19 protein-coding genes are annotated in these 25,439 nt (G+C 65.0%); 13 read left to right on the plus strand and 6 right to left on the minus strand.

Going from position 1 to position 25,439, the window contains the following annotated elements:
* Positions 1–128 precede the first annotated feature (128 nt).
* The 3 genes from ftsH (at position 129) to glmM (ending at position 4,317) form a co-directional block, all read left to right on the plus strand.
* Positions 129–2,033, plus strand: a complete 1,905-nt coding sequence (ftsH, locus tag ABG80_RS01395; protein ID WP_058085988.1) for an ATP-dependent zinc metalloprotease FtsH — start codon at positions 129–131, stop codon at positions 2,031–2,033.
* Between the two features lie 68 nt (positions 2,034–2,101).
* On the plus strand, positions 2,102–2,935 hold the full coding sequence (folP, locus tag ABG80_RS01400) for a dihydropteroate synthase (RefSeq protein WP_058085989.1): 834 nt from the start codon (positions 2,102–2,104) through the stop codon (positions 2,933–2,935).
* A 47-nt stretch (positions 2,936–2,982) separates the two neighbouring features.
* The gene (gene glmM / locus ABG80_RS01405) at positions 2,983–4,317 is read left to right on the plus strand and encodes a phosphoglucosamine mutase (RefSeq protein WP_058086050.1); all 1,335 of its coding nucleotides are present in this window, start codon (positions 2,983–2,985) and stop codon (positions 4,315–4,317) included.
* An 89-nt stretch (positions 4,318–4,406) separates the two neighbouring features.
* Here the strand turns inward: glmM and ABG80_RS01410 are convergent, their stop codons facing one another.
* A complete protein-coding gene (locus ABG80_RS01410; protein WP_058086051.1) occupies positions 4,407–4,925 on the minus strand; it encodes a fasciclin domain-containing protein in 519 nt (172 codons plus the stop codon).
* A gap of 232 nt (positions 4,926–5,157) precedes the next feature.
* On the opposite strand from ABG80_RS01410, the gene pstS reads away from it, so the two are divergent.
* The 7 genes from pstS to phoR all read left to right on the plus strand — a co-directional run bounded on the left by pstS (position 5,158) and on the right by phoR (position 11,844).
* Positions 5,158–6,195: a phosphate ABC transporter substrate-binding protein PstS gene (pstS, locus tag ABG80_RS01415; RefSeq protein WP_058085990.1), complete on the plus strand. Its 1,038-nt coding sequence runs from the start codon at positions 5,158–5,160 to the stop codon at positions 6,193–6,195.
* 181 nt (positions 6,196–6,376) lie between these two features.
* Positions 6,377–7,336, plus strand: a complete 960-nt coding sequence (gene pstC, locus ABG80_RS01420) for a phosphate ABC transporter permease subunit PstC (RefSeq protein WP_152987399.1) — start codon at positions 6,377–6,379, stop codon at positions 7,334–7,336.
* Entirely contained in the window at positions 7,333–8,193 is an 861-nt protein-coding gene (pstA, locus tag ABG80_RS01425; RefSeq protein ID WP_058085992.1) for a phosphate ABC transporter permease PstA, read from the plus strand. The genes pstC and pstA overlap by 4 nt, the downstream gene beginning before the upstream one ends.
* 39 nt (positions 8,194–8,232) lie before the next feature.
* Positions 8,233–9,018 carry a phosphate ABC transporter ATP-binding protein PstB gene (gene pstB / locus ABG80_RS01430; RefSeq protein ID WP_058085993.1) on the plus strand — a complete coding sequence of 262 codons (786 nt, stop codon included), beginning with the start codon at positions 8,233–8,235 and terminating at the stop codon, positions 9,016–9,018.
* A 26-nt stretch (positions 9,019–9,044) separates the two neighbouring features.
* Entirely contained in the window at positions 9,045–9,752 is a 708-nt protein-coding gene (gene phoU / locus ABG80_RS01435; protein WP_058085994.1) for a phosphate signaling complex protein PhoU, read from the plus strand.
* Between the two features lie 16 nt (positions 9,753–9,768).
* Positions 9,769–10,470, plus strand: a complete 702-nt coding sequence (gene phoB, locus ABG80_RS01440; protein WP_058085995.1) for a phosphate regulon transcriptional regulator PhoB — start codon at positions 9,769–9,771, stop codon at positions 10,468–10,470.
* A 21-nt stretch (positions 10,471–10,491) separates the two neighbouring features.
* Entirely contained in the window at positions 10,492–11,844 is a 1,353-nt protein-coding gene (phoR, locus tag ABG80_RS01445) for a phosphate regulon sensor histidine kinase PhoR (RefSeq protein WP_235513711.1), read from the plus strand.
* A gap of 17 nt (positions 11,845–11,861) precedes the next feature.
* Here phoR and ABG80_RS01450 read toward each other — a convergent pair whose 3' ends face one another.
* From ABG80_RS01450 to trxA, 4 genes are all read right to left on the minus strand, one after another.
* Entirely contained in the window at positions 11,862–13,664 is a 1,803-nt protein-coding gene (locus ABG80_RS01450; protein ID WP_200964231.1) for a hypothetical protein, read from the minus strand.
* Positions 13,665–13,835: 171 nt separating this feature from the next.
* On the minus strand, positions 13,836–14,093 hold the full coding sequence (locus tag ABG80_RS01455; protein WP_058085996.1) for a type B 50S ribosomal protein L31: 258 nt from the start codon (positions 14,091–14,093) through the stop codon (positions 13,836–13,838).
* Positions 14,094–14,260: 167 nt separating this feature from the next.
* A complete protein-coding gene (gene rho / locus ABG80_RS01460) occupies positions 14,261–15,529 on the minus strand; it encodes a transcription termination factor Rho (protein WP_058085997.1) in 1,269 nt (422 codons plus the stop codon).
* A 251-nt stretch (positions 15,530–15,780) separates the two neighbouring features.
* Positions 15,781–16,110 carry a thioredoxin TrxA gene (trxA, locus tag ABG80_RS01465; RefSeq protein ID WP_058085998.1) on the minus strand — a complete coding sequence of 110 codons (330 nt, stop codon included), beginning with the start codon at positions 16,108–16,110 and terminating at the stop codon, positions 15,781–15,783.
* A 291-nt stretch (positions 16,111–16,401) separates the two neighbouring features.
* On the opposite strand from trxA, the gene ABG80_RS01470 reads away from it, so the two are divergent.
* The 3 genes from ABG80_RS01470 (at position 16,402) to ABG80_RS01480 (ending at position 24,398) form a co-directional block, all read left to right on the plus strand.
* Positions 16,402–19,173: a PD-(D/E)XK nuclease family protein gene (locus tag ABG80_RS01470; RefSeq protein WP_152987400.1), complete on the plus strand. Its 2,772-nt coding sequence runs from the start codon at positions 16,402–16,404 to the stop codon at positions 19,171–19,173.
* A complete protein-coding gene (locus ABG80_RS01475; protein WP_058086000.1) occupies positions 19,170–22,508 on the plus strand; it encodes a UvrD-helicase domain-containing protein in 3,339 nt (1,112 codons plus the stop codon). Before ABG80_RS01470 ends, ABG80_RS01475 begins: the two co-directional genes overlap by 4 nt.
* Before the next feature lie 144 nt (positions 22,509–22,652).
* Positions 22,653–24,398 carry a serine/threonine protein kinase gene (locus ABG80_RS01480; protein WP_152987401.1) on the plus strand — a complete coding sequence of 582 codons (1,746 nt, stop codon included), beginning with the start codon at positions 22,653–22,655 and terminating at the stop codon, positions 24,396–24,398.
* Here the strand turns inward: ABG80_RS01480 and ABG80_RS01485 are convergent.
* A complete protein-coding gene (locus ABG80_RS01485) occupies positions 24,385–25,422 on the minus strand; it encodes a quinone-dependent dihydroorotate dehydrogenase (protein ID WP_058086002.1) in 1,038 nt (345 codons plus the stop codon). The genes ABG80_RS01480 and ABG80_RS01485 overlap by 14 nt on opposite strands.
* Between the last annotated feature and the right edge of the window lie 17 nt (positions 25,423–25,439).

Here is a 25,439-nt window from a genome sequence, read left to right on the forward strand (position 1 = left end):
TGCCGCGAAGGACGGCACTGTTTTGCGTCATCATGACAAAGGCGGTGCAGTTTTTTGGATCCGTGTTCGGTGTGGGGATGCATCCAGCATCAGCCGAACCGGTGTGACTGTGGGTTGAAGGAGCCGCGGTGAACAATCAATGGTTCTCGAAAGTTGCTGTCTGGCTGGTGGTGGCCCTCGTGCTGTTCACCGTGTTCAAACAGTTCGATCGCGCTGGCGCGGTCGGCGGTCAGATGGCGTATTCGGAGTTCCTCGAGGAAGTCCGCGCCAAGCGCATCAAGAGCGTGACCCTGCAAGAGGGCGGTGGCGGGACCGAGATCATCGCGACCACGACCGATGACAAGAAGATCCGCTCGACCGCCACCTACCTCGACCGCGGCCTGGTCGGCGACCTGATCAACAACGGCGTCAAGTTCGACGTCAAGCCTCGCGAAGAACCCTCGCTCATCATGAGCCTGCTGGTCTCGTGGGGCCCCATGCTGCTGCTGATCGGCGTGTGGATCTATTTCATGCGCCAGATGCAGGGCGGTGGCAAGGGCGGCGCGTTCAGCTTCGGCAAGAGCAAGGCCCGCATGCTCGACGAGAACAACAACAACATCACCTTCGCTGACGTCGCCGGTTGCGACGAAGCCAAGGAAGAAGTCAAGGAACTCGTCGACTTCCTGCGTGACCCGCAGAAATTCCAGAAGCTCGGCGGCCGCATTCCCCGTGGTGTGCTGCTGGTCGGCCCTCCCGGTACCGGCAAGACGCTGCTGGCCAAGTCCATCGCTGGCGAAGCCAAGGTGCCGTTCTTCACCATCTCCGGCTCCGATTTCGTTGAAATGTTCGTCGGCGTGGGCGCGGCCCGCGTGCGCGACATGTTCGAGCAAGCCAAGAAGAACGCACCCTGCATCATCTTCATCGACGAAATCGACGCGGTCGGTCGTCACCGTGGCGCTGGCCTGGGTGGCGGCAACGACGAGCGAGAGCAGACCCTCAACCAGATGCTGGTCGAGATGGACGGTTTCGAAACCAACCTGGGTGTGATCGTGATCGCCGCGACCAACCGCCCCGACATCCTCGACCCCGCCTTGCTGCGTCCAGGTCGTTTTGACCGCCAGGTCTACGTGACGCTGCCGGACGTGCGCGGCCGCGAGCAGATCCTCAACGTGCACATCCGCAAGGTGCCGGTGGGGCAAGACGTGCGCGCAGACATCCTGGCCCGTGGCACGCCTGGTTTCTCGGGTGCCGACCTGGCCAACCTGGTCAACGAAGCCGCCTTGTTCGCTGCGCGCCGCAATGGCCGCGTGGTCGAAATGCAGGACTTCGAAAAGGCCAAAGACAAGATCATGATGGGCCCCGAGCGCAAGTCCATGGTCATGCCCGAGGAAGAGCGCAAGAACACGGCCTACCACGAGGCCGGCCACGCCTTGGTCGCTCGCCTGCTGCCCAAGACCGATCCAGTGCACAAGGTCACCATCATCCCGCGCGGCCGTGCTTTGGGCGTGACCATGCAGTTGCCCGAAGGCGATCGCTACAGCATGGACAAGACCCGCATGCTCGACACCATCTCCGTGCTGTTCGGTGGTCGCATCGCCGAAGAGGTGTTCATGGACCAGATGACGACCGGCGCTTCGAACGACTTCGAGCGCGCCACCGCCATCGCCCGCGACATGGTCACCCGCTACGGCATGACCGACGAACTCGGTCCGGTGGTCTACGCCGAGAACGAAGGCGAGGTCTTCCTGGGTCGCTCGATCACCAAGACCACCAACATGTCTGAAGAGACGATGCAGAAGGTGGACAAGCAGATCCGCAAGATCATCGACGAGCAGTACGCCATCGCGCGCAAGCTCATCGAAGACAACCAGGACAAGATGCACGTGATGGCCAAGGCCCTGCTGGAGTGGGAAACCATCGACGCAGAGCAGATCGACGACATCATGCAAGGCCGTGAGCCCCGTCCTCCCAAGGACTGGACGCCGCCTTCGAACAGGCCCAGCAGCGGCCCCAAGCCGCCCATGAGCGCCGATGGCGCCCCAGCGGCGATTTGAACCAGGCGCCCCAAGGCGTCCTTTGACAACGGGGCTTCGGCCCCGTTTTTCATGTCGAGTCACCAGCCATGAAGCATTGGCAAACCACGCGTTACACCATTGACCTGAGCCGCCCGCGTGTCATGGGCATCGTCAACGTCACGCCCGACTCGTTTTCGGATGGCGCACGGCATGCAGACACCGTCGCAGCCCTCAAACATGCTCAAAAGCTGGTGGAGGAGGGGGCGGACATCCTCGACATCGGCGGCGAGTCGACCCGACCCGGTGCGCCCGAGGTGCCTGCCGACGAAGAGTGGGCGCGCATCGAAGGCGTTTTGCGCGGTGCCATGTCCTGGGGTGTGCCCTTGTCGATCGACACGTGCAAGACAGAGGTCATGCAGCGTGCGCTCGACCTTGGCGCTGACATCATCAACGACGTGAAGGCCCTGGGCGCACCCGGGGCACTGGCCGAGGTCGCTCGCCACCCTTCCTGCGGTGTGTGCGTGATGCACATGAGGGGCTCTCCAGCCACCATGCAAGACGCACCCAGCTACAGCGACGTGCTCGAAGAGGTCCACCACTTTCTGCGCGCGCGCTTGCATGCGCTCACGACCGCTGGCATCGGATTGGAGCGCATCACGCTGGATCCCGGCATCGGCTTTGGCAAGACGCCACAACACAACCTGGAGCTGCTCAAGCGCCAGGGGGAACTCCTGGACCTGGGGCGGCCTCTGCTGCTGGGTTGGTCGCGCAAATCCACCCTGGGAGAGCTCACTGGTCGGCCCGTCGGGCAGCGCCTGGCCGCCAGCTTGGCGGCTGCATTGGCTTCGGTGCAAAGAGGTGCGGCCGTGGTGCGGGTGCACGACGTTGCAGAAACGGTCGATGCGCTGCGTGTCTGGGGCGCTGCAGGTCTGCTGGATTGACCGAAAACCGTGGACAATCCAGCGACCTCCGCACACACAAGCAGCTCATGTCCAGACAATACTTTGGCACCGACGGCATCCGCGGCACCGTGGGCCAGGCGCCCATCACGCCCGATTTCGTTCTCAAGTTGGGGCACGCCGTGGGGCAGGTCGTGCGTCGTCACACTTCCGGTCGGCGACCCAAGGTCCTGATTGGCAAGGACACGCGCATTTCGGGCTACATGCTCGAGTCGGCCCTGGAGGCCGGTTTCGCGTCGGCTGGGGTGGATGTCTTGCTCACCGGGCCTTTGCCAACGCCTGGCGTGGCCTACCTGACACGCGCGTTGCGCTTGAACCTGGGTGTGGTGATCAGCGCGTCGCACAACCCGTTTGGCGACAATGGCATCAAGTTCTTCTCGTCTCGCGGCGAGAAGCTGCCAGACGAGTGGGAGCTGGCTGTCGAGGCTGCATTGCGCGAGCCCCCGCAGTGGGTGGATTCGCACAGCTTGGGCAAGGCACGTCGCCTGGAGGACGCCCGGGGCCGCTACATCGAGTTCTGCAAGAGCACCTTTGCGTCGAACCTGTCGCTCAAGGGCCTCAAGATCGTGGTGGATGCAGCCCACGGCGCGGCTTACCAGGTGGCGCCCGAGGTGTTTCACGAGTTGGGGGCCGAGGTCATCGCCATCGGTTGTTCGCCCGACGGCCTGAACATCAACCAGGGTGTCGGGGCCACGCACCCGGAGGCGCTGGTGGCGGCGGTCAAACAGCACGGCGCCGACTACGGCATCGCGCTGGACGGAGATGCCGATCGGCTCCAGATTGTCGGGGCAGACGGTCGCCTTTTCAACGGCGACGAGCTTTTGTACGTCATGGTGGCCGACCGCATCGACCAGGGCGAAGCCGTGCCGGGCGCAGTGGGCACCTTGATGACGAACATGGCTGTCGAGGTGGCACTCAAGCAGCGAGGCATCGATTTCGTGCGCGCCAAGGTGGGCGACAGGTACGTGCTGGAAGAGCTGGGTGCCAAAGGTTGGAAGCTGGGCGGTGAGGGCTCGGGTCACCTGATCGCGCTGGACCGTCACACCACGGGTGATGGCATCGTCAGCGCGCTGGCGATCTTGCAGGCGGTGGTGCGCAGCGCACGCAGCGTGTCCTCCTGGCTCCAGGGGGTGGAGTTGTATCCGCAGCGCTTGATCAACGTGCGTCTTCAGCCGGGCATGGACTGGCAGAACCACCTGCCGCTTCAGCATGCTCGCAGCGACGTTGAGGCTCGGCTGGCTGACAAAGGGCGCGTGCTCATCCGGGCGTCGGGAACAGAGCCTTTGGTGCGCGTGATGGTCGAGGCCAGTGACAAGGCCCTGGCCGACGCCTGCGCAGAGCAGCTTGCGGCAACGCTTGCCTGAGGTCTTCTCGAACCCCTCACACAACGGAAAAAGCCCCCTCGGGGGCTTTTTTGTTCCCTGAGCAAGTCGCCTTGAATCAGCGACGGGGCTTATTTTTTGGGCGGCGTGAGCACGCGGTCGATGACGTGCAGCACGCCATTGCTGGCGGTGACGTCCGCCTGGGTCACCAGGGCTTCGTCCACGGTGACAAAGTCGCCTGCCTTGGCAAGCACCAGCTTGGTGCCGGCCAGGGTGGTGACGGTGGTGGTGTCGGCGTTCAGGGCGGCGCGGGTGGTCGCCCCGGCGACGGCATGGTGCTTGAGCACGGCTTTGAGGGCCTCGGGATCCTTGCCGAGTTTGTCCAGCGTGGCGGCGGGCAGGGCGCGGAAAGCCTCGTCGGTGGGGGCGAACACCGTCACCGGGCCTACGCCGGTGAGCAAATCGCCCAAGCCAGCTTGCTGAGTCAGTTTGACGAACGTGCTCAATTGCGGATCGCGGGAAGCAACGGCCTGCAGGTTGGCGGGGGCGCTGTCGGTGGTGGCGCAGCCGGCAAACTGGGCCAGGGTGCCACAAACGAGTGCGCTCATCACCAGGCGACGAGACAGGCGGGTGTTCTTGTGAAAGGTCATGGGGAGCTCCATAGGGGTGGACGACGCCGCTTCGGCGGCTGATCGGCAAGATAGAAGGCCCTCGTGACAGATCGGTGACCATGACATGACAATGACTGTCACATGACATGGCTCGCTCGGCTTGTGACGTTCGTGACAACACCCTCACGGGTTGTCATGTGACCGTCACAATGGGTCGATACAGTCCGCCGCGTCAACTTCCTTTTGTCTGACGTTCCCTGAAAGGCGACTCATGAGCTTCAAGATGATCCGCACCGCTGCCGCCGCCATGGCCCTGTCCCTGGTCGCCGGCGTGGCTCTGGCCAACGACGTGACCGGTGCCGGCGCGACCTTCCCCGCACCGCTGTATGCCAAATGGGCTGCTGACTACAGCAACGCCACCAAGGTCAAGGTCAACTACCAATCGGTGGGCTCGGGTGCAGGCATCAAGCAAATCAAGGCCAAGACCGTTGACTTCGGTGCCTCTGACATGCCCCTGGTGGACGCGGACCTGGCCAAGGACGGCCTGATCCAGTTCCCCACTGTGATCGGTGGCGTCGTGCCCGTGGTCAACATCAAGGGCATCGCCCCCGGCCAGATCAAGATGACCGGCGAATTGATCGGCAACATCTACCTGGGCAAGATCACCCGCTGGAACGACGCAGCCATCGTGGCGCTGAACCCTGGCGTGCCCCTGCCCGATGCCCCGATCGCTCCGGTGCGCCGCGCAGACGGCTCCGGCACCACGTTCATCTTCACGAACTACCTCTCGAAGGTCAACGCCGAGTGGAAGTCCAAGGTGGGTGAGGGCACCGCCGTCAACTGGCCGACCGGCGCTGGCGGCAAGGGCAACGAGGGTGTCTCGGCCTTCGTGCAGCGCTTGCCCAACTCGATCGGCTACGTCGAGTACGCCTATGCCAAGCAGAACCGCATGTCGCATGTGCTGCTCAAGAACGCGGCTGGCAACTTCGTGGCCCCTGATGACGCGACCTTCAAGGCCGCCGCCGCCGCCGCTGACTGGAACAAGTCGTTCTATCAGATCCTGACCGAGCAAGCCGGCAAGGACGCCTGGCCCCTGACCGGCGCCACCTTCATCCTGATGCACAAGTCGCAGGACAAGCCGGCCCAGGCCGCTGCAGCCCTGAAGTTCTTCGATTGGGCCTATGTCAATGGCGACACCGCCGCTGGCAACCTGGAGTACGTGCCCCTGCCCGCCAACGTGAAGGAACTGGTCCGCAAGCAGTGGGCTTCCGTGGTGGACACCGCGGGCAAGCCGGTGGGCTGGAAGTGATCGCCTGATCTTGTTTTGACCCTGACCGGGCGTCCGAGCCTTTGGGCGCCCGGTCGACGCAGACCTGATGTCTCCTGCAAACCGCACCCGACTTGTCATGGAGTGAGCGATGGCCGCCATACTACCGACTGACCTCGGCGACGCATCCGCGCCGCCCGACCGGAAAAACCAACGTCAGCCCATGACCAACCCGCCTTCTCGCCGCGTCCAGGCCCCTTGGGCCGATGCCGCATTCGCCCTGGCAGCCCGTGCTGCCGCCGTCCTCACCCTGTGCCTGCTGCTGGGCATCATCGGCTCGCTGGTGGTGGGCGCCTGGCCCGCCATCCATGAATACGGGCTGGGCTTTTTCACCAGCACCGCCTGGGACCCTGTCCAGAACCAGTACGGTGGTCTGGTGATGATCTACGGCACGCTGATGACGTCGTTCATCGCGCTGCTGATCGCCGTGCCCGTGAGCTTCGGCATCGCCGTGTTCCTGACCGAGCTGTCGCCCGCATGGCTCAAGCGCCCGCTGGGCATCGCCATCGAGTTGCTGGCGGCCGTGCCGTCGATCGTCTACGGCATGTGGGGGCTGCTGGTGTTCGGCCCGATCCTGTCCGAGTACGTGCAGCAGCCGCTGCAGGCGCTCACCGAGGGCGTTCCTTACCTGGGTGCGTTCTTCTCTGGCCCGCCTGTGGGCATCGGCATCCTGTCGGCCGGCATCATCCTGGCCATCATGGTGATCCCGTTCATCGCTTCGGTGATGCGTGACGTGTTCGAAGTCACGCCGCCGCTGCTCAAGGAATCGGCCTACGGCCTGGGTTCGACCACCTGGGAAGTCGTCTCCAAGGTTGTGCTGCCTTACACCAAGACCGGTGTGGTCGGCGGCATCATGCTGGGCCTGGGGCGTGCGCTGGGCGAGACCATGGCCGTGACCTTCGTCATCGGCAACATGAACCAGCTCAATTCGCTGTCTGTTTTTGAGGCCGCCAACAGCATCACCTCGGCCCTGGCCAACGAATTCGCCGAAGCCGGCGAGGGCCTGCACCAGGCCTCGCTGATCTACCTCGGCCTGATCCTGTTCTTCATCACCTTCGTCGTGCTGGCCTTCTCCAAGGTGTTGCTGGCCCGCCTGAAGAAGTCCGAAGGAGCCCGCTCGTGAGCACCGCAGCACTGCAAGCCTCCCGTGCCCGCAAGCACGCCGGACGCAAACGCATCAATTTCATCGCCCTGACGCTGTCGCTGGGTGCCATGGCTTTCGGCCTGGTCTGGCTGGTCTGGATCCTGGTTGAAACCGTGCGCCTGGGGCTCGATGGCCTGGCGATCGCCACCTTCACCGAGATGACCCCGCCGCCGATGGAAGCCGGTGGCCTGGCCAACGCGCTGATGGGCTCGCTGCTGATGGTGGGACTGGCCACGCTGATCGGCACGCCCGTGGGCATCCTGGCTGGCGTCTACCTGGCCGAGTATGGTCAAAAGGGCTGGCTGGGCAGCGCCACGCGCTTCATCAACGACATCCTGCTGTCGGCTCCGTCCATCGTGATCGGCTTGTTCATCTACTCGGTGGTGGTCTCGCGCTTCAAGTCTTTCTCGGGCTGGGCCGGTGTGCTGGCGCTGGCGCTGATCGTGATCCCGGTGGTCATCCGCACCACCGAGAACATGCTGGCGCTGATCCCCAATGCGCTGCGTGAAGCCGCCTACGCCCTGGGCACGCCCAAGTGGAAAGTGATCATGAGCATCACGCTGAAGTCGGCCCGCGCTGGCGTCATCACCGGCATCCTGCTGGCCGTGGCCCGCATCGCCGGCGAGACCGCGCCGCTGCTGTTCACCGCCCTGTCCAACCAGTTCTGGTCGACCGACATGAGCGGCCCGATGGCCAGCCTGCCGGTCACCATCTTCAAGTTCGCGATGAGCCCCTACGAGAACTGGCAAAAGCTGGCCTGGGCAGGCGTGTTCATCATCACCATCGGCGTGCTGGCACTCAACGTGATCGCCCGCAGCATGTTCCGCCAGCGCTGATCGGCGCGGCATCGATACCCGACACCTGAAAGACGCATCATGGACGCCAAAGTGCAAACCAACGATCCCGTCAAGGCCAAACTGGCCGTCAAGAACCTGAACTTCTACTACGGCAAGTTCCACGCGCTCAAGAACGTGAACATGGACCTGCCCGAGAAGAAGGTCACCGCCTTCATTGGCCCCTCGGGCTGCGGCAAGTCGACGCTGCTGCGCACCTTCAACCGCATGTTCGAGCTCTACCCCGAGCAGCGCGCCGAAGGCCAGATCTTGCTGGACGGTCAGGACATCCTGACCACGAAGGAAGACGTTTCGCTGATCCGTGCGCGCGTCGGCATGGTGTTTCAAAAGCCCACGCCGTTCCCGATGTCGATCTACGAGAACATCTCGTTCGGCGTCAAGCTGTTCGAGAACCTCTCGCGCTCCGAGATGGACGAGCGCGTGGAATGGGCCCTCAAGAAGGCCGCGCTGTGGAACGAGGTCAAGGACAAACTCAACCAGAGTGGCTCTGGCCTCTCGGGTGGTCAGCAGCAGCGTCTGTGCATCGCTCGCGGCATCGCCATCAAGCCCGAGGTGCTGTTGCTTGACGAGCCCTGCTCGGCCCTGGACCCCATCTCCACCGGCAAGATCGAAGAGCTGATCCACGAACTCAAGGACGACTACACCGTCCTGATCGTGACCCACAACATGCAGCAGGCCGCGCGTTGCTCGGACTACACGGCCTACATGTACCTGGGCGAGCTCATCGAGTTCGGCGCGACCACGGACATCTTCATGAAGCCCAAGCGCACCGAGACCGAGGACTACATCACCGGTCGCTTCGGCTGATCGACAACAAAAACAAGGAGAACACCATGAGTGACAAACACCTCTCCAGTCAGTTCGACGCCGAGCTCAGCGGCATTTCCACGCGCGTGCTGGAAATGGGTGGCCTGGTCGAATCCCAGGTGGCCCTGGCCATTGACGCCTTGACGCACTTCAATGGCGAAGTCGCCAGCCAGGTGCTGATCGGCGAAGAAAAGGTCAACGCGATGGAAATGCAGATCGACGCCGACCTGTCGACCATCATCGCGCGCCGTCAGCCCACGGCCCGCGACCTGCGCCTGCTGATCGCCATCTCCAAGACCATCGGCAACCTCGAGCGCGTGGGCGACGAGGCCGCGCGCATCGCACGCACGGTGCAGCGCCTGATCAACACCGGTGTGTCGTCTCGCCTGCGCCTGCCGGTCGGTGACGTGTCCTTCGAAGCTGGCTTGGCCACCGCCTCGCTGCGCAAGTCGCTGGACGCTTTCGCCCGCCTGGACACCCAGACCGCGCTGGAAGTCATCAAGAGCGACAACGAGATCGACGCCGAATTCGACGGCCTGATGCGCAAGCTCATCACCTACATGATGGAAGACCCGCGCACCATCTCCGCGTCCATCGACCTGGTCTTCGTGGCCAAGGCCATCGAGCGCGTGGGCGACCACGCCAAGAACCTGGCCGAGCAGGTGATCTACATCGTCAAGGGGGCCGACGTGCGTCACAACACGCCCGAGGCCGTCGAGAACATCATCAAGTGATGACGGGAGCCAAGCCATGAGCCGTGTGTTGGTGGTGGAAGACGAACCCGCGATCGCCGAGTTGATCGCGCTGAACCTGCGTCACTCGGGTTTCGAGGTGACGCTGGCGGGTGACGCCGAGCAAGCCCAGCTCGAAATCGACAAGGTGCTGCCGGACCTGGTGCTGCTGGACTGGATGCTGCCTGGCCAGTCTGGCTTGGCGCTGGCTAAGCGCTGGCGCGGTGTCACGCGCACCCGCGACCTGCCGATCATCATGCTGACGGCTCGTGCGGAAGAGGTGGACAAGGTCGCTGGCCTGGATGCTGGCGCCGATGACTACCTGACCAAGCCTTTCTCGACGCACGAGCTGATGGCCCGCGTGCGCGCCGTGTTGCGCCGCAAGGCCCCGCAGGCACTGGACTCCGCCGTCGAGGTGGCGGGCCTGCGCCTGGACCCGGCCACGCGCCGCGTCTGCCGTGGCGAACAAGAGGTCAAGATCGGCCCGACCGAGTTCAAGCTTCTGCACTTCTTCATGACGCACCCCGAGCGCGTGCACAGCCGTGCGCAGTTGCTCGACCGCGTCTGGGGTGACCACGTTTTCATCGAAGAGCGCACGGTCGATGTCCACGTCAAGCGCCTGCGCGAGGCCCTGTCGCCGGTGCAACGTTCGTCGCTGATCGAAACGGTGCGGGGCGCTGGCTACCGCCTGACTCAGCAAGTGGTGGACATCGCCGCCTGACACAGCCCGGACCAGACAACCGTGGATTCAAGCAATTCGTGGCTCATCTCGCGGGTCGCGGTGCGGCTCGCCGTGGGCATGGCCGGTGGCCTGGCAGGCTACTGGATCGGGCAGCGCGTGGGCTACCCCGTGGCGGCGGGGGCGGCAGCGGCCTCGTCCGCCGTGCTGCTGCTTTCCGTCTCTGACACCCTGCATGGCCATGCGCTGCTGGACTGGCTGCGCAACCCGGAGTCACCTGGCCCGGTCTTGCCGGGCATCTGGGGTGAGCTGTCTCACCGGGTCGAGCGCTTGCTGCGATCACGCGACGCCGACATCGCCCTCGAGCGGGGTGAGTTGCAGCAGTTTCTTTCGGCGATCGAGGCCTCGCCAAACGGCGTCATGTTGCTCGACGAGAGCGATCACCTGACCTGGATCAGCCCTGCGGCGGCCGACCACTTCGGCCTGAATCGCCAACGTGACCTGCAGCAGCGGGTCACCAACCTGATCCGCCAGCCCGCGTTCGTGCAGTACTTGCAGGCCGGCGACTTCAGCGAAACCGTCAAGTGCCCGATGTCCCGCGGTGGGCTGAGCTGGCTTCAGATCCAGGTGCGCGAGTTTGGAGAAGGGCGCAAGCTCATCCTCTCGCAGGACATCACCGAGCGCGAACGCGCCGACACCATGCGCCGCGACTTCGTGGCCAATGTCTCGCACGAAATCCGCACGCCACTGACGGTGCTGATGGGTTTCATCGAAACGCTGGGGGCCCTGCCGCTGACCGAAGTGGAGCGCAAGCGCGTGATCGCGCTCATGGCCGAGCAGGCCGATCGCATGCAGGGCCTGGTGTCTGACCTGCTGACGCTGGCACAGATCGAGGGCAGTCCCCGTCCCGCCTCTGACAGGTGGTTGCCCGTTCAGCACCTCATGCGACGTGTGGCCAATGACGCACGAGGCCTGTCGAAAGAGCGCCATCCCATCGAGGTTCAGCCTGATCCAGCGCATGTGGATGCCGAGATCTCGGGTGTCGAGAGCGAGTGGCTCAGCGCCATGGGCAACCTGGTCTCGAATGCGATCCGCTACACCCCCGCCGGCCAAGCTGTCGAGATCCACTGGCGCAGCCTGCCCGATGGCAGCGCCGAGTTCAGTGTTCAGGACCACGGCATCGGCATTTCTCCCGAGCACCTGCCCAGGCTCACCGAGCGTTTTTATCGCGTCGATGGCAGCCGTTCGCGCGACACGGGTGGCACGGGCCTGGGTCTGTCCATCGTCAAGCACGTGATCCAGCGCCATGGGGGCGAACTCAAGATCAGCAGCGAGCAGGGCAAAGGATCGAGTTTCACGCTGCACATCCCTGCGATGCGGGTGCGTCGCGTGGAGGTCGACTCGGCGGTGTCCTGACGCCAGTTGACGCGCCTTCAGTCGGTGGCGTTCATGGCGCTGGCGGTGACCTCGTCGATGTCATCGAAGGTTTCGCTCTGCGCCATTTGATCCGTTTGCGCCTTTTGTGACTTCTGAGATGTTGTGGCAGTGTTGCGTCGGTAGACCACCACCAGCTCGGAATTGCGCGTGCGTTGGTTGTACTGGGCCACCTTTCGCCAGCCCGGCAACACGGGCGGTTGAGACTTGGGGTGGATGCGAACGACCACACTGCCGCAGCCCTGCTTGCGCATCGAAAGTGGGTCGTGCGCGAGGCCATCGACCCGGTAACCACCGAAATACTCCATCGCCGTGAGCAAGCCCACCGAAGCATCTGGTGCACACACCAGCTCGGCGCGTGGCATGTACGGCGAGATGCGGGACATCAACAGGCGGTAGCTGCGTGCCTGGTCCAAGAGGGGCAGCAGCAGGGTCATGGTCAACAGCCAGCACACGGCCACGCCACCTGCTGGCAGCACCAGGCTTTTCCAGAGTGCGTGGGTGCGGCGTGACGTGCGCCATCGAACCAGCCACAACCAAAGCAGGGTGCCGAGCAAGGCAAAGCCCAGGGCGATGGGGCTGAAACCGATGACAGCATCTGGCACCAGCTTGAGGACGTTGACCGCGGTTCGCTCGGGCTGGCCGGTCTGGATGGCGACATAGGCCAGCCAGATCAGCGACGCGCAGGCGGTGAAAAAGCAGACCGAGAACCAGTCCAGCGCCGCGCCCAGGCTGCGCTGAAGCGAAGGCAGGGCAAAAGCGGCCAGGGCCGCCAGGGCAGGCAGGGTGATCAGCAGTGCACGGTCGTTGCCGCCCATGAACACGCAAGAGCCCATGCCCACCAAAGCGATCAGGAGAGGCATCGCGATGTGCCTGCGCCCGATCTGACGACGCCAGTGCCACAAGGTCAAGGCGGCCAGCGGCAGCACAGGCCAGGTGAACCATGTCAGCAATTGAAAGATGGCGCCAGGACGCCATTCGCGCCCGCTGCGCACGCTCCAGCCAGGCAGGCCCAGGGCAATCAGTCCGATGACCAGGGCAAGGGCCAGCAGCATGCCCAGCAGCACCCACTTGATGTGGCCTCGGACCTCAACATGGCTTGACTTCAGGCACACGATGGCAGCGGCCCCACCCAGCAGCAGCGCCACCGTCGGGCTGCCGCTGCCTGCCAACACAGGCAAAGCGGCCGTGGTGGCAACGATGGACGCCAGGCTTCGTTGCTGCGCTGCAGCCATGCCGAACAACAGCAAGGCCGCGCCAGTGAGCTGTACCAGCTCTGGCGTGGTTTCATGGCCCAGTTGCAGCAGCCCCAGGCTGGCGATCAAAGCCAGCAAGGCACCGTCTGCCACCGCTCGCGCATAGTCTTGTGAGCGCGCTTCGCCGCCAAAGGCCAGGGGAACGGGCTGTGCGGCCTCGGTGCGTGCCAGGTGGTAGGTTGCGTACCAGGTCAGAGCAAAGACCGCGGCCAGCAAGAGGGCGAAGGGCAGGCGTGCCGCCAGAGCTGGGTCCACCCAGGGGGACAGCAGAGATATCGCAGCACCGCCGATCCAGTAAGGCAGGATGCCGCCTTGGGTCGGGTGAACGCCCCCGACGTGTGGGTCGAACCAGGAGGCCTGGCCCAGGGCCAGGCTCCACATCTGCCCGAAGGCAGCGATGTCCTCGTTTTTCCAGGGGTCGCGCCCCAGCAGCCCGGGCAGCAGGTAGGCCGCGCAAAACAGCAACAACGCCAGGCGCGGCAGGCGCTGCGCCGCCTTCTGGGTTACCAGGGCGGGGGAGGCGTGAGGCAGTTGCGATGGGCGCATGGGTGGCGAAACGCTTCAGGCGGTCTGCTGGCTGACGACGAGGCGCTCAGTCAGGCAGGCTTGAGAAACAAAAAGGGCAGCCTGAGCTGCCCTGACGTTGCGCAACGGCGGGCGTTGCGACGGTGTTCTGCGACATCCGGGCCAGGCCAGGCCCACCCGGACGTCCCGCGATCACTTGCGGAATTGAGCGAACTTGTTGCGGAACTTCTCGACGCGACCGCCCAGGTTGTCCACCGACTTCTGGGTGCCGGTGTAGAAGGCGTGCGACTCGGAAGAGGTTTCCAGCTTGAACAGGGGCAGCTCGCGGCCGTCGTCCAGCTTGACGGTGTCCTTGGTGGGCGCGCAGGAGCGGGTGACGAACTGGAAGCCGTTGGACTGGTCCAGGAAGACGACTTCGCGGTAGTTGGGGTGGATACCTTGCTTGGGCATGGGAAACCTCGTGCTGTTTGCAAATTGCATGTCCGGGAGCCACCCGGCACCATGCCAGGCACTTTCCGTTCAGCGGAAAACGCAATAGTATAGCAGAAAACGCAAACGGCCCCGAGCCATGAAAGGCATCGGGGCCGTGAAGTCCGTCTCTGATGGCCTGAGCTGGCTCAGCCGCCGCGGCGCATCATGTCGAAGAAATCGTGGTTGTTCTTCGTGGACTTCATCTTGTCGAGCACGAACTCCATCGCCTCGATCTCGTCCATCGGGTAGAGCAGCTTGCGCAGGATCCAGCTCTTTTGCAGGATTTCCGGCTTGAGCAGGATTTCCTCGCGGCGGGTGCCCGACTTGTTGATCAGGATCGAGGGGTACACGCGCTTTTCGGCCATGCGGCGATCCAGGTGGATTTCGCAGTTGCCGGTGCCCTTGAACTCTTCGTAGATCACTTCGTCCATGCGGCTGCCCGTGTCGATCAGGGCGGTGCCGATGATGGTCAGCGAGCCGCCTTCTTCGATGTTGCGCGCGGCGCCGAAGAAGCGCTTGGGGCGTTGCAGGGCGTTGGAGTCAACACCGCCGGACAGCACCTTGCCGGAGCTGGGCAGCACGTTGTTGTAGGCGCGGGCCAGTCGGGTGATCGAGTCCAGCAAGATCACCACGTCCTTCTTGAGCTCGACCAGGCGCTTGGCGCGCTCGATCACCATCTCGGCGACTTGCACGTGGCGCTGGGCGGGTTCATCGAACGTTGAGCTGATGACCTCGCCGCGCACGGTGCGCTGCATTTCGGTCACTTCTTCCGGGCGCTCGTCGACCAGCAGGACGATCAGGTGCACGTCGGGGTGGTTGGCCGTCAGCGCGTGCGCCAGGTTCTTCATCATCACGGTCTTGCCGCTCTTGGGCGGGGCGACCAGCAGCGCGCGCTGACCTTTGCCGATCGGGGCGATCAGGTCGATGATGCGGCTGGTGATGTTGTCGTCGTTGCCCTTGGCCAGGTCGCGTTCGAGCTTGAATTGCTCGTCCGGGAACAGCGGCGTGAGGTTCTCGAACATGATCTTGTTCTTCGAAACCTCGGGGGGCAGGCCGTTGACGCGGTCGACCTTGACCAGAGCGAAGTAGCGCTCGCCGTCCTTGGGCACGCGCACCTCACCTTCGATCATGTCGCCGGTGTGCAGGTTGAAGCGGCGAACCTGGCTGGGCGACAGGTAGATGTCATCCGTGCTGGCCAGGAAGCTCATGTCGAGCGCACGCAGGAAGCCGAAGCCGTCGGGCAGCACTTCGAGGACGCCGTCGCCGAAGACCTGTTCGCCGGCCTTGGCGCGCTTCTTCATGATCGCGAACATCAACTCCTGCTTGCGCATGCGAGAGACGTTTTCGATCTCCAGGGCTTCGGCCATTTCCACGAGTTTGGAAATGTGCAGGGCCTTCAGTTCGGAAAGGTGCATGGATGGGTACCCTGAATGTGAAACCCGGGTCGGCGCGAAGCCGTCGGGCCGAGGGAATTCGTGGGCTGGGGGGAAAGGCGGAAGTTCCGGGGCCTGGGGCGCAAGGCGGCGTTGGCCGCTGGCCCTGGCGGGTCACCGGGTGGCCGGTGAGCCTTCAGGCATTGCCTTCGATTTCAAAGGCAACGGCTGCATTATAGGGCTGGTCTGGCAAAAGAAAACCGCCGCCCTGTCCGGTGCGGCGGTTGCCAGGATCACAGCTGTCCGTCGATGAACGCGGTCAGCTGGGCCTTTGAAAGGGCGCCGACCTTGGTGGCGGCCAGTTGTCCGTCCTTGAAGATCATCAGGGTCGGGATGCCGCGGATGCCGAACTTGGCAGGCACTTCGCGGTTCTGGTCGACGTTCATCTTGGCGATGGCCAGGCGACCGTTGTAGTCCTTGGCCACTTCGTCCAGGATGGGGGCGATCATCTTGCAAGGGCCGCACCATTCGGCCCAGTAGTCCACCAGCACGGGTTGGGCGGCTTGCAGAACGTCGGCATCGAAGGATGCGTCGGTGATGTGTTTGATCAGGTCGCTGCTCATGAAACTGTCCTCAAGGTGGCCGGGCGGAGGAGGGTGGGAAAACCCGCCAGACCGGGGGTGTCGTGATTCTGACACAGATGGTGAAGGCTGCTGTCCCAGGTCTCAAGCGTCCAAAATCAATCACCCCGATAGATTTCGCCAGCCTTGACATCCGCCGAAACGTCCTCATCGATCACGCCCCAGCCTTGGCTCTGGCAGCCGGGCTGCGATGCCGCGCTCGCCTGGCAAGGCTGGGCGCGTGAGGCGTCAGCCTGGCTTTGCGCGCAGGGGGCAGAGCCCAAAAGCGCCCTCGTGACACTGCCTGTCGGCGCGGTGTTGGCTGCGGCTCGCCAGGCATGGGCTCAGGCCGTGGGTGGCTGGCTGCCTCGCATCGAGACCATCGCTTCGTTGGCAGAAACACACAGTTGGGCGCGTGCCACACCGACGCTCGATGCGTCCGGGCAGGAGGTTTTCGGGGCGGTGCTGTCGCTCGATGCCATCGAAGACCGCCTCCAGGCCGCTCGCAGCCTTGGGCGTCAGGCCTGGGCCAGGCAGTGGCTGGCCCGAGATCGCCGGGGCTATGAATTCGCGTTGGATCAGGTCGTGGACTCGGCGCATGCCTGGGTGAGGGCCCTGCAGGCGACTCCTCCGCCAGACAGGCCTTTGCGGCTCGATTCATGGCGTGGCGCCCTGCAGCTGCACATGGGGCAGGGCCCAGGAGGGCGCGAACGGCTGCTGCTGGCGTGGGCGCTGGAGTGGGCCGCAGCAAGTGCTGAGTGCGGCTTGGCCATGGACGCCGTGTACGCAGAAAGACCGTCTGCATGGCTGGCGGTTTCGGTGGGGAGCACTGTGTTGCCCGGTAGCGAGGGGGCGCTCATGCTTGCGGCTCAGCGTGTTGCCGGGGCAGCGGGGGTGCCGTTGCGCTGGTGGGCTGCAGAGGTCGGGGCGGCGCAAACAGAGGCAGAGCCGGTGTGCATGACGGTCAGCGCTTGTGCAGACATGCTGGACGAGGCCAGGCAGGCCGCTGCCAGGGTCCTCGTTTGCGCCTCGGAGCGCCAAGAGGGGGCTGCGCCCATCGGCGTGCTGGCCCTGGACCGCGGCGTGGTCCGTCATGTGCGGGCGTTGCTGGAAGGCTCCGGGCTCAGCGTTGCAGACGAGACGGGCTGGCTTTTGTCGACCACCCGAGCGGCTGCGGCCTGCACGCGCCTGCTTGCGGCGTCGAATCCGAGGGCGACCACCGATGAGTTGCTGGACTGGTTGAAGTCCGGCTGGGTTCGGGCGCATGACCCAACGGACCTGTTTGCCCCAGATGAACACCTGGCGACCGGTATGCTGGAGCGTTGGTGCCGCAGGCAGGGGCTGATCGCTGCCTGGTCGATCTTGACCGAGCGGGAGGCAGGCGAGGCAGGCGAGCCAGGCGAAGAAGGGGTGGGTGGGCAGTTTGCTCACCGGCGCATGCCCGATGAAGCGCAGGTGCTGTCGGCGTGGGCCGGGCAGGTGGTGCGGCCCTTGCAGGCCTTGTGGACGGCATCGCGACCCACGTTGCAGCAATGGCTGCAGGCCCTGAGGGCGTCGCTGCTGCAAAGTGGCGCTCACGACGCGCTGCAGGCCGATCCGGCGGGGGCCTTGTTGTGGGAGACCCTGCGCATGGATGCGATGGCAGACGATGAACCCGGCATCGCGCGAAAGCTCGGCCCCTCGGGGCTGCCGGAATCGCACCGCATCACGCGGATGGATGGCGCGAGTTTCCAGCGCTGGTTGTCGGATGTGCTCGAGGCGGTCACTTACCGCCCCCAAGCCGAGTCCGCGCGGCCAGACGTGCTGATCACCACGCTCGCGCGCGCTGCCTTGCGTCCGTTTCACGCCGTGGTGATGCCGGGAGCCGATGAAAAACAATTTGGCGCTTTGAGCACCCAGCAAGGCTGGCTGGGTGTTCGATTGCGTGAGGCGATGGGCCTGGTCACGCCTGCGCTGGCCAGGCAAGCGCAGTGGGAGGCCTTCGTGTTGGTGGCCACGCGGCCGAGCCTGCATGCCTTGCACCGCGTCGCGCAGGGCAGTGAGCCGCTGGACGCCAGCGCCTGGCTGGATCGCTGGGTTGCTTCGGGCGGAGGCCGTCTTCAGCAGGGAGAGGATCCTCGCCCTTGGCGGACATCGGACGCCAGCCCGATGAGGCCGCCCAGCCCGGTGCTGGGCCACCAAGGCATCGGCTTGCCTGCGCAGCTGTCCGCCACCCAGCACGAGGTGCTCAGGCAATGCCCTTACCGATTCTTTGCTCAGGTGATTTTGCGACTGCAGGCGCAAGATGAGCTGGAAGAAGGGCTGGCTCGGTCGGATCAGGGGTCGTGGCTGCACGAAACATTGCGGCGTTTCCATGAGCAGCGCGATCAACGTTTGGCACTCGCGGGTGCGCAAGCCGACATCGAGTTGTGGTTGTCTTGCGCGCGATCTGCGGCGCGCGACATGGGCTTGCTGTCGGACGGCATGCGCCCGCACTTTCGCCCACATGAAATGGCCTTGCCCGACCTGGCACGTTCATATGTGAATTGGTTGGGCAAGCACGAACAAGAGGGCTGGCTGATGCAGTCCTGTGAGGTCGAGCGCGAGCGCCGCATCGACTTCGACGAGGGTCAGGCGGACATGTCGCTGCGACTGGTTGGGCAACTCGACCGCATCGATGTGCGCCGTGCGGTTCCCGCAGAGGGCGGGCAGTCGAAGGCCGAGACCCTGGTGCTGGACTACAAGACGGGCAATGCCACGGTTCTGAGGCAAAAAACCAAGTCCGGGGCGGAGGACACCCAGTTGGCCTTCTATGTCGCGCTCAGCGAGGGCCATGCCGAGGGCGATGTGCAAGCCGCCTATGTGCACATCGATGCCCGCAAGGTCGAAACCTTGCGTCACGCAGACATCCAGGACAGCGCGGCGCAACTGATCTCGCAACTTCGTTCGGACTGGGTGCGGATGCACCAAGGCTCGCCCTTGCTCGCGCTGGGTGATGGCGCGGCTTGTGAGCATTGCGCGATGCGGGGCCTTTGCCGCAAGGGCCATTGGCATGCGCACCAAGCGGGCTCGGGAGAAGCGTCATGAGTGCATCGGCTTATGAGATCAACGGGCAGGCAGCCGAGCCGGCACGCTTTTACGAGGTGGCCTGTGACCCGGCGCGCAGCGTGGTGGTGGAGGCCTGCGCAGGCGCTGGCAAAACCTGGATGCTGGTGTCTCGCATCGTTCGGGCCTGGCTGGAGGGCACGCCACCTCAGCAGATCCTGGCCATCACGTTCACGCGCAAGGCCGCCGGCGAAATGCGTGAGCGCCTGCGCGAGTGGCTGTCCGACTTTGCCGCCATGGACGACGCAGGACGCATGCAGGAGTTGCGCGTGCGAGGGGTGCCAGAAGCCCTGCTGGCCGAGCGAGCACCGCGCCTGGCCCAATTGCACGGTGAATGGATGCAGGAGGGGCGCGGTGTCGAGATCCACACCATCCACGGCTGGTTCTCGCGCCTGGTCAAGGCCGCACCGCTGGATGTGCTGGCGGACTTGTCGCTGCCTCCGGAGTTGCAGCTGATCGAGGACATCGACGAGATCTGGGCGCCGCTTTGGGGGCGCTTCCTGCGTTCCATCGACGCCCGCATGGGCGATGCCGGTGACGAGGTGGTGGCGGCTTTCTCTGCCGTGCTGCGTGAGACAGGGCGCTTCAACACCGAAGGCTGGCTGCGTGAAGCCCTGCACAACCGATTGGAGTTGTCACTGGCCGATGACGCGGGCGTCCTGGAGCAGGGGGTGCCCAGCGCTGGTGCTTGGCAGGAGCACTGGGCCGCCTGGGAATGTGTGGCCGATGCAGTGATGGCCGATTCGACCACGCAGGCCTTTGTCGGTCTGGCCAAGCAGCTCGGGCAAGCGTCCGGTGGTTTGGCCCAGGCTGCAGGCGCGGCCATCGTGGATGCTTTGTTGCTCACCGACGCCAGCGCGCGCTCCGAGGCCTTGCAAAAAGCCCTGCTGACCGACAAGGGCGAGCCGCGCAAGAAGCTGGGCAGCAGCGAAGAGCTGGCTTGGGCCCAGGCCTGGTTGCAAGACCTGTCGCTGGCCATGCGGCAGGAGCAGGCGCACCGCTTGCACCACCACATGGTGCTGCTGTCGAGGGCGTTCTTCGCTGTCTACGCCGATTTCAAGCGCGAGCGGGGCCTGGCCGACATGGCGGACCTGGAGCTGGCGGCGGCCCGTTTGCTGTGCGACGAAACGCTGTCCGATTGGGTGCTGCAAAGGCTCGACAGCCAGGTGCGGCAGCTGTTGATGGACGAGTTCCAGGACACCAGTCCGCTGCAATGGAAGGCCCTGGGCACGTGGTTGTCGGCTTACGCGGGCGCCGGCGGATCCTCCAGCGTGAGGGTCTTCCTGGTGGGCGACCCCAAACAAAGCATTTATCGCTTCCGCCGCGCCGACCCGCGTGTCTTCCAGGCTGCCAAGCGCTTTGTGATCGAAGGCCTTGGCGGGCAGTTGCTGGCCTGCGATCACACCCGTCGCAACGCGCCAGGGGTCATCGAGCTGCTCAACGACGTCATGGGAGAGGCCTCGAGGGAGGGGGCCTTCCCAGGGTTCAGGCCGCACACGACCGCTTCACAGTCCCCGGCAAGCGTGCGACGTTTGCCACGCATCATGCGTGACAAGCGTGAGCCTGGCGAAGCTGCGGGTTTCGATGGGGATGATGCGGGTGCCGAGGTCGAGCAGGCGGTGCGCGACACATTGACCCAACCCCGGGAGGTCGTGAGCGTCACCGCCAAAGGCAGGGAAGCCCATCAGGTCGCGTGCGCTGTGGCCGAGCTGCTTGACGAGGGCAAGCACCAGCCTCAAGACATTTTCGTGTTGGCGCGCACCCGCGCCGTGCTCAACCTGCTGGCACAGGCGCTCGACGCATTCGGCGTGCCCCACATCGCGCCCGACAGCACCCCGTTGATCGACACCCCGGAGGTGCAGGACCTGTTGGCCACGGTCGAGGTGCTCGTCTCCCCTCAGCACGACCTGGCGCTGGCCCATGCCCTGCGTTCTCCGTTGTTTGGTGCCGCTGATGACGACTTGATGCAACTTGCATCGCTGGCTCGCCAAGGAGGCAGTTGGTGGGAGGCCCTGATGCGCCTGGGTGGCGCTGCGGATGAAGGTGCGGGCGACTGTTTGGCACGCGCTGCCAGGCTGTTGACCGGCTGGCAACGAGCTGCCAGGGTTTTGCCGCCGCACGACCTGCTCGCGCGCATTTTGCAGGAAGGCGATGGCCGAGAGCGTGTGGTTGCGACCGTGCCGCCGGGTTACCGACAGCAGGCCTTGTTCCACATCGATGCCCTGCTGCGCCACAGCCTGGAGATGGACGCGGGCCGTGACGCCACGCCCTATCGCTGGGTGAGGGCCTTGCGGCAATCGGTTCAGGCCTTGCCAGCGCGCACCCAGGAGGGGGCGGTGCAATTGCTGACCATCCACGGCGCCAAGGGCCTGGAGGCGGAGGTGGTGTTCCTGGTGGACACGGACCCGGCCGCATCCCGCAGCATGAGTCACGGATTGCTGGTGGACTGGCCGGAGGGCGCGGCTCACCCGCAGCGGGTGGCGTTTGTCCGTTCCGAATCAAAACCACCTCCCGCTCTGGCCCAGGCGCTGGAAGCAGAGCGGCAGGCTGATCAACGAGAAGAGCTCAATGCGCTGTACGTGGCCTTGACCCGCGCGCGCAGTGCCTTGGTCGTCAGTGCCAACGAGCCCTTTCGGGGGGAGCGCAACGGCAGTTGGTGGAGCAGGCTGACCCAATCACAGGCCTTGGCGCAAGCAGAGCCATGGTGCCCTCGGCCCGATGCGACGCCACCGGGCGCCACGAAGGGGAGTGTGCCGCCAGCCAGCTTGAGGGCCATGCCCAGCCTGGTGCGCCGTGAGCCTTCGCCGCCCGCCACGCCGGACGACGATGCCGAGGGCGCTTTGCTGCGCACCCTGGGCCAGGTCGTTCACCGCGGGCTCGAGTTGCTGACGACCTTGCCCGTGGCACAACGCAGTCCGGAACGGGTGACCAAAGCGGTGCACGCTGCGGCGCACGCGCTGCAGCTTTCCCCCAGCCAATGGCGAGAGGCGGTTGATCGGGTCTCGGGCATCCTGGCCCAACCCGAACTCCAGCGCTGGCTGGATCCGCAGGCCCTGCATTGGTCGGGCAACGAGGTGACGCTGAGCGACGGTGGCGACATCTTGCGCATCGATCGCCTGGTCGCGTTGCAGACGCCGACAGGCCTGGCGTGGTGGGTGATCGATTACAAGCTGGGCGAGCAGCCGCTTGCCATGGCAGCGTACCAGGACCAGATGTCTCGGTATGTCGAGGTGGTTCGGCGTTTGCAGCCGGGGCAGGACGTGCATGGGGCCTTCGTGACAGGGACCGGGCAGTGGGTGCCGTGGCGCGAAGCGTGAAATCTGAACCGGTATTTCCGGCTTTCTGGGTGTTTCCTGGTGCCAGATTGTTTGGTGCAATCACACCATGTAACAAGAGGCCGATGCGCTTGCCAGGCAAGCTTGACGCGGGCTCTTGCTCCCAGCACCACCGAGGACCTCGCCTTGCCCGCAGCCATGGCCATCGCCCAGCCACCTCAAACCCCTGCACCGCGGCTGTTCGGGCGCTTTGAGTTGCGTCAGATGCTGGGGCGAAGCCTGGCGTCCAGCACCTGGCTGGCCTGGGACCCGCGCCTGCAGCAAGAGGTGTCTCTGTGCGTGCCAAGGGTGCAGCCAGCCAACAACCGGGAACGTGAGGAGTGGGCCCAGGACGTGTTGTCCAGCTCGCGCCTGAAGCACCCGCGGCTGTGTGAAGCCATGGAAGTCGGCAGTCACGACGGCTGGCCCTTCCTGACATGCGCGCGAGATGGGGGGCAAACCTTGGTCGAGCGCCTGCAATCGGGCGCGCCGCCCAGCGCGCAGGATGTGGCGTCCTGGATGGCCGATGTGGTCGAGGGCCTGGCCTACGCACACGATGGTGGCGTTGCCCACCTCGACATCGGCCTGCACACCGTGCTGATCGACAAGACCGGGCACGCACAGTTGTTCGGACTGGCGGTTGGCATCGAGGCCCAGCAACCGGGCCAAAGCGGACGTGCTCCCCGGGTGCGTCAACCGATCAGGCAGCAGGCCGAGCGCGACGTGCTCATGGCAGGCCTGTTGATGCACCGCCTGCTGGCCAACCACCCTGCGCTGGACGACCCCGACATGGGCAGCGCCGCCTCCCGCGTGGGGCGCGAAATCGTTCGCTTGCCGTGGACGACACCTCACCCGGTGTCCGAGTCTTTGCGGGCCATCGTCAACCGTGCGACCGATCGCCAGCATCGGCAACGCTACCTGAATGCGCGCACGCTGCTCAGCGCCTTGCAGGGTTGGATCAAGACCCAGTCCGAAGAGTCTGGCGGACCGCTGTCGCTGCTGCTGGATCGGCTCAACAGCGTGGGGGCGTTGCCGAGCCGCCCCGGAACAGAACGAGCCTTGATGGCCAGCCTGTCGGCCGAAAGTCTGCGGGTCGATGATTTTGTCGATGTGCTGGTGAAGAACCCCGCCATGGTCTGGGAGCTGCTGCGCACCGTCAACACCGCCAGTTATCGCAGCCCGGGCAGCGACGACGGGGTCACGACGCTTTCGCGCGCCGTGTTGCTGCTGGGGCAGGCGGGCATCCGCAAGGTTGCAGCGGCGGTTCGCCCCTGGCCTGGTGTGCTGGGTGCGCAGTCGTCTCTCTCTCCTGAGGCCGGGCAGGCCACGGTGGCTGCCCTGGACGAAGAGTTGCGCCGCGCCTGCCTGGCGGGCGCGATCGCTCGCCTCATGGCGCCGTTTTCGATCAGCGATGAAGAAGCGAGCCTGGCCGCGATGTCACAGCGCCTGGGCAGCTTGCTGATGTGCTATCACTTCCCCGAAGAGGCCGCGCAGATGCAAAGGCTGATGCAGGCTTCCCCGGTGTCTGAGTCGGGTGAAGCGGCCACGCCCGGCATGAGTGCCGAAGCCGCCGCCAGCGCGGTGCTGGGTGTTGACCTGGGCGCCTTGACGCTGGCCGTCATGCGTCACTGGGGCCTGCACGACCGTGTTGTGCAGGCAGCGCAGCCTTGTCCGCTGAACAAGCCGGTGCGCACCCCTGTTGGCCCTGAAGCCACGTTGAGAACGGTGGCAAGCCTGGCCAACGAGATCGTTGACGCGCAGACCCAGGAGCCCCAGAAGGCGAACGCCGCCATGCATCAGGCTTACGTTCGCTATGCACGGGCGCTGGCGTTGGTGCCCAAAGAGTGCGAGCAGACCTGGGAGCAGGCCTCGGGCTTGATCAACCGCGCTTGAGCGCTTCGGCGCAGGCTCGGACCAGTTGGGGTCCTTCGTAGATCAGGCCGGTGTAGATCTGAACCAGATCGGCGCCTGCGTCGCGTTTGGCGCGTGCGTCGGCTGCGCTCATCACCCCTCCCACACCGATGATCGGGTAGCGCGGGCCCAGCGCCGCACGCAGCTGGCGGATGACCTGGTTGCTCGCTTCCAGCACGGGTGCGCCGCTCAGGCCGCCGGTTTCTTCGGCGTGCTGCATGCCCTGGACCGCCTCGCGCGAGATCGTGGTGTTGGTGGCGATCACGCCGTCGATGCCGTTCTTGAGCAACGTGGCGGCGATCACGCCCACTTGCGTTTCATCCAGGTCAGGGGCGATCTTCACGAACATCGGCACCGTGCGGCCATGCTGCTGAATCAGCTGCTGACGGCGTTCCTGCAGGCGACCCAGCAGGTCATCGAGCGCCTCGTCGCTTTGCAGCGCACGCAGGTTCTTGGTGTTCGGGCTGGAGATGTTGACGGTGATGTAGTCGGCGTGCGGGTAGACACCGGCCAGGCCGATCAGGTAGTCGTCGACCGCGTTCTCGATGGGCGTGACGGCGTTCTTGCCGATGTTCAGGCCCAGGATGCCGCCGTTGCTGCGAAAGCGCGCCTGCTTGACGTTGGCCAGGAAGCTGTCGAGGCCTTCGTTGTTGAAGCCCAGGCGGTTGATGAGCGCGCGTGCCTCGGGCAGGCGGAACATGCGCGGCTTGGGGTTGCCCGGCTGTGCTTTCGGCGTGACGGTGCCCACCTCGACGAAGCCGAAGCCCATGGCGCCCAGGCCGTCGATGACCCGGCCGTTCTTGTCCAGGCCTGCGGCCATGCCCACGCGGTTGGGGAAGGTGACGCCGGCCAGCGTCACCGGGTCCTGCACGCGGCTCTCGGCCCACAGGCAAGCCAGAGGCGTGTTCTGAAAACGCGCCAGCGCACCGATGGTCAGGTCGTGCGCAGTTTCCGGGTCCAGGTTGAAGAGGACCGACTTGGGGACGAAGTAGGGGATCAGGGCCATTGAGGGCTGCGGGGGCG

The sequence above is a fragment of the Aquabacterium parvum genome (genome assembly GCF_001447195.1).
GTDB lineage: Bacteria > Pseudomonadota > Gammaproteobacteria > Burkholderiales > Burkholderiaceae_C > Aquabacterium > Aquabacterium parvum.

Coding starts and splice junctions, on each gene's coding strand:
- folP (WP_058085989.1), top strand. CDS start 2,102: ATGAAGCATTGGCAAACCACGCGTTACACCATTGACCTGAGCCGCCCG.
- pstC (WP_152987399.1), top strand. CDS start 6,377: ATGACCAACCCGCCTTCTCGCCGCGTCCAGGCCCCTTGGGCCGATGCC.
- phoB (WP_058085995.1), top strand. CDS start 9,769: ATGAGCCGTGTGTTGGTGGTGGAAGACGAACCCGCGATCGCCGAGTTG.
- ABG80_RS01455 (WP_058085996.1), bottom strand. CDS start 14,093: ATGCCCAAGCAAGGTATCCACCCCAACTACCGCGAAGTCGTCTTCCTG.
- ABG80_RS01450 (WP_200964231.1), bottom strand. CDS start 13,664: ATGCGCCCATCGCAACTGCCTCACGCCTCCCCCGCCCTGGTAACCCAG.
- pstB (WP_058085993.1), top strand. CDS start 8,233: ATGGACGCCAAAGTGCAAACCAACGATCCCGTCAAGGCCAAACTGGCC.
- pstS (WP_058085990.1), top strand. CDS start 5,158: ATGAGCTTCAAGATGATCCGCACCGCTGCCGCCGCCATGGCCCTGTCC.
- ABG80_RS01475 (WP_058086000.1), top strand. CDS start 19,170: ATGAGTGCATCGGCTTATGAGATCAACGGGCAGGCAGCCGAGCCGGCA.
- ABG80_RS01410 (WP_058086051.1), bottom strand. CDS start 4,925: ATGACCTTTCACAAGAACACCCGCCTGTCTCGTCGCCTGGTGATGAGC.
- trxA (WP_058085998.1), bottom strand. CDS start 16,110: ATGAGCAGCGACCTGATCAAACACATCACCGACGCATCCTTCGATGCC.
- ABG80_RS01485 (WP_058086002.1), bottom strand. CDS start 25,422: ATGGCCCTGATCCCCTACTTCGTCCCCAAGTCGGTCCTCTTCAACCTG.
- glmM (WP_058086050.1), top strand. CDS start 2,983: ATGTCCAGACAATACTTTGGCACCGACGGCATCCGCGGCACCGTGGGC.
- rho (WP_058085997.1), bottom strand. CDS start 15,529: ATGCACCTTTCCGAACTGAAGGCCCTGCACATTTCCAAACTCGTGGAA.
- phoU (WP_058085994.1), top strand. CDS start 9,045: ATGAGTGACAAACACCTCTCCAGTCAGTTCGACGCCGAGCTCAGCGGC.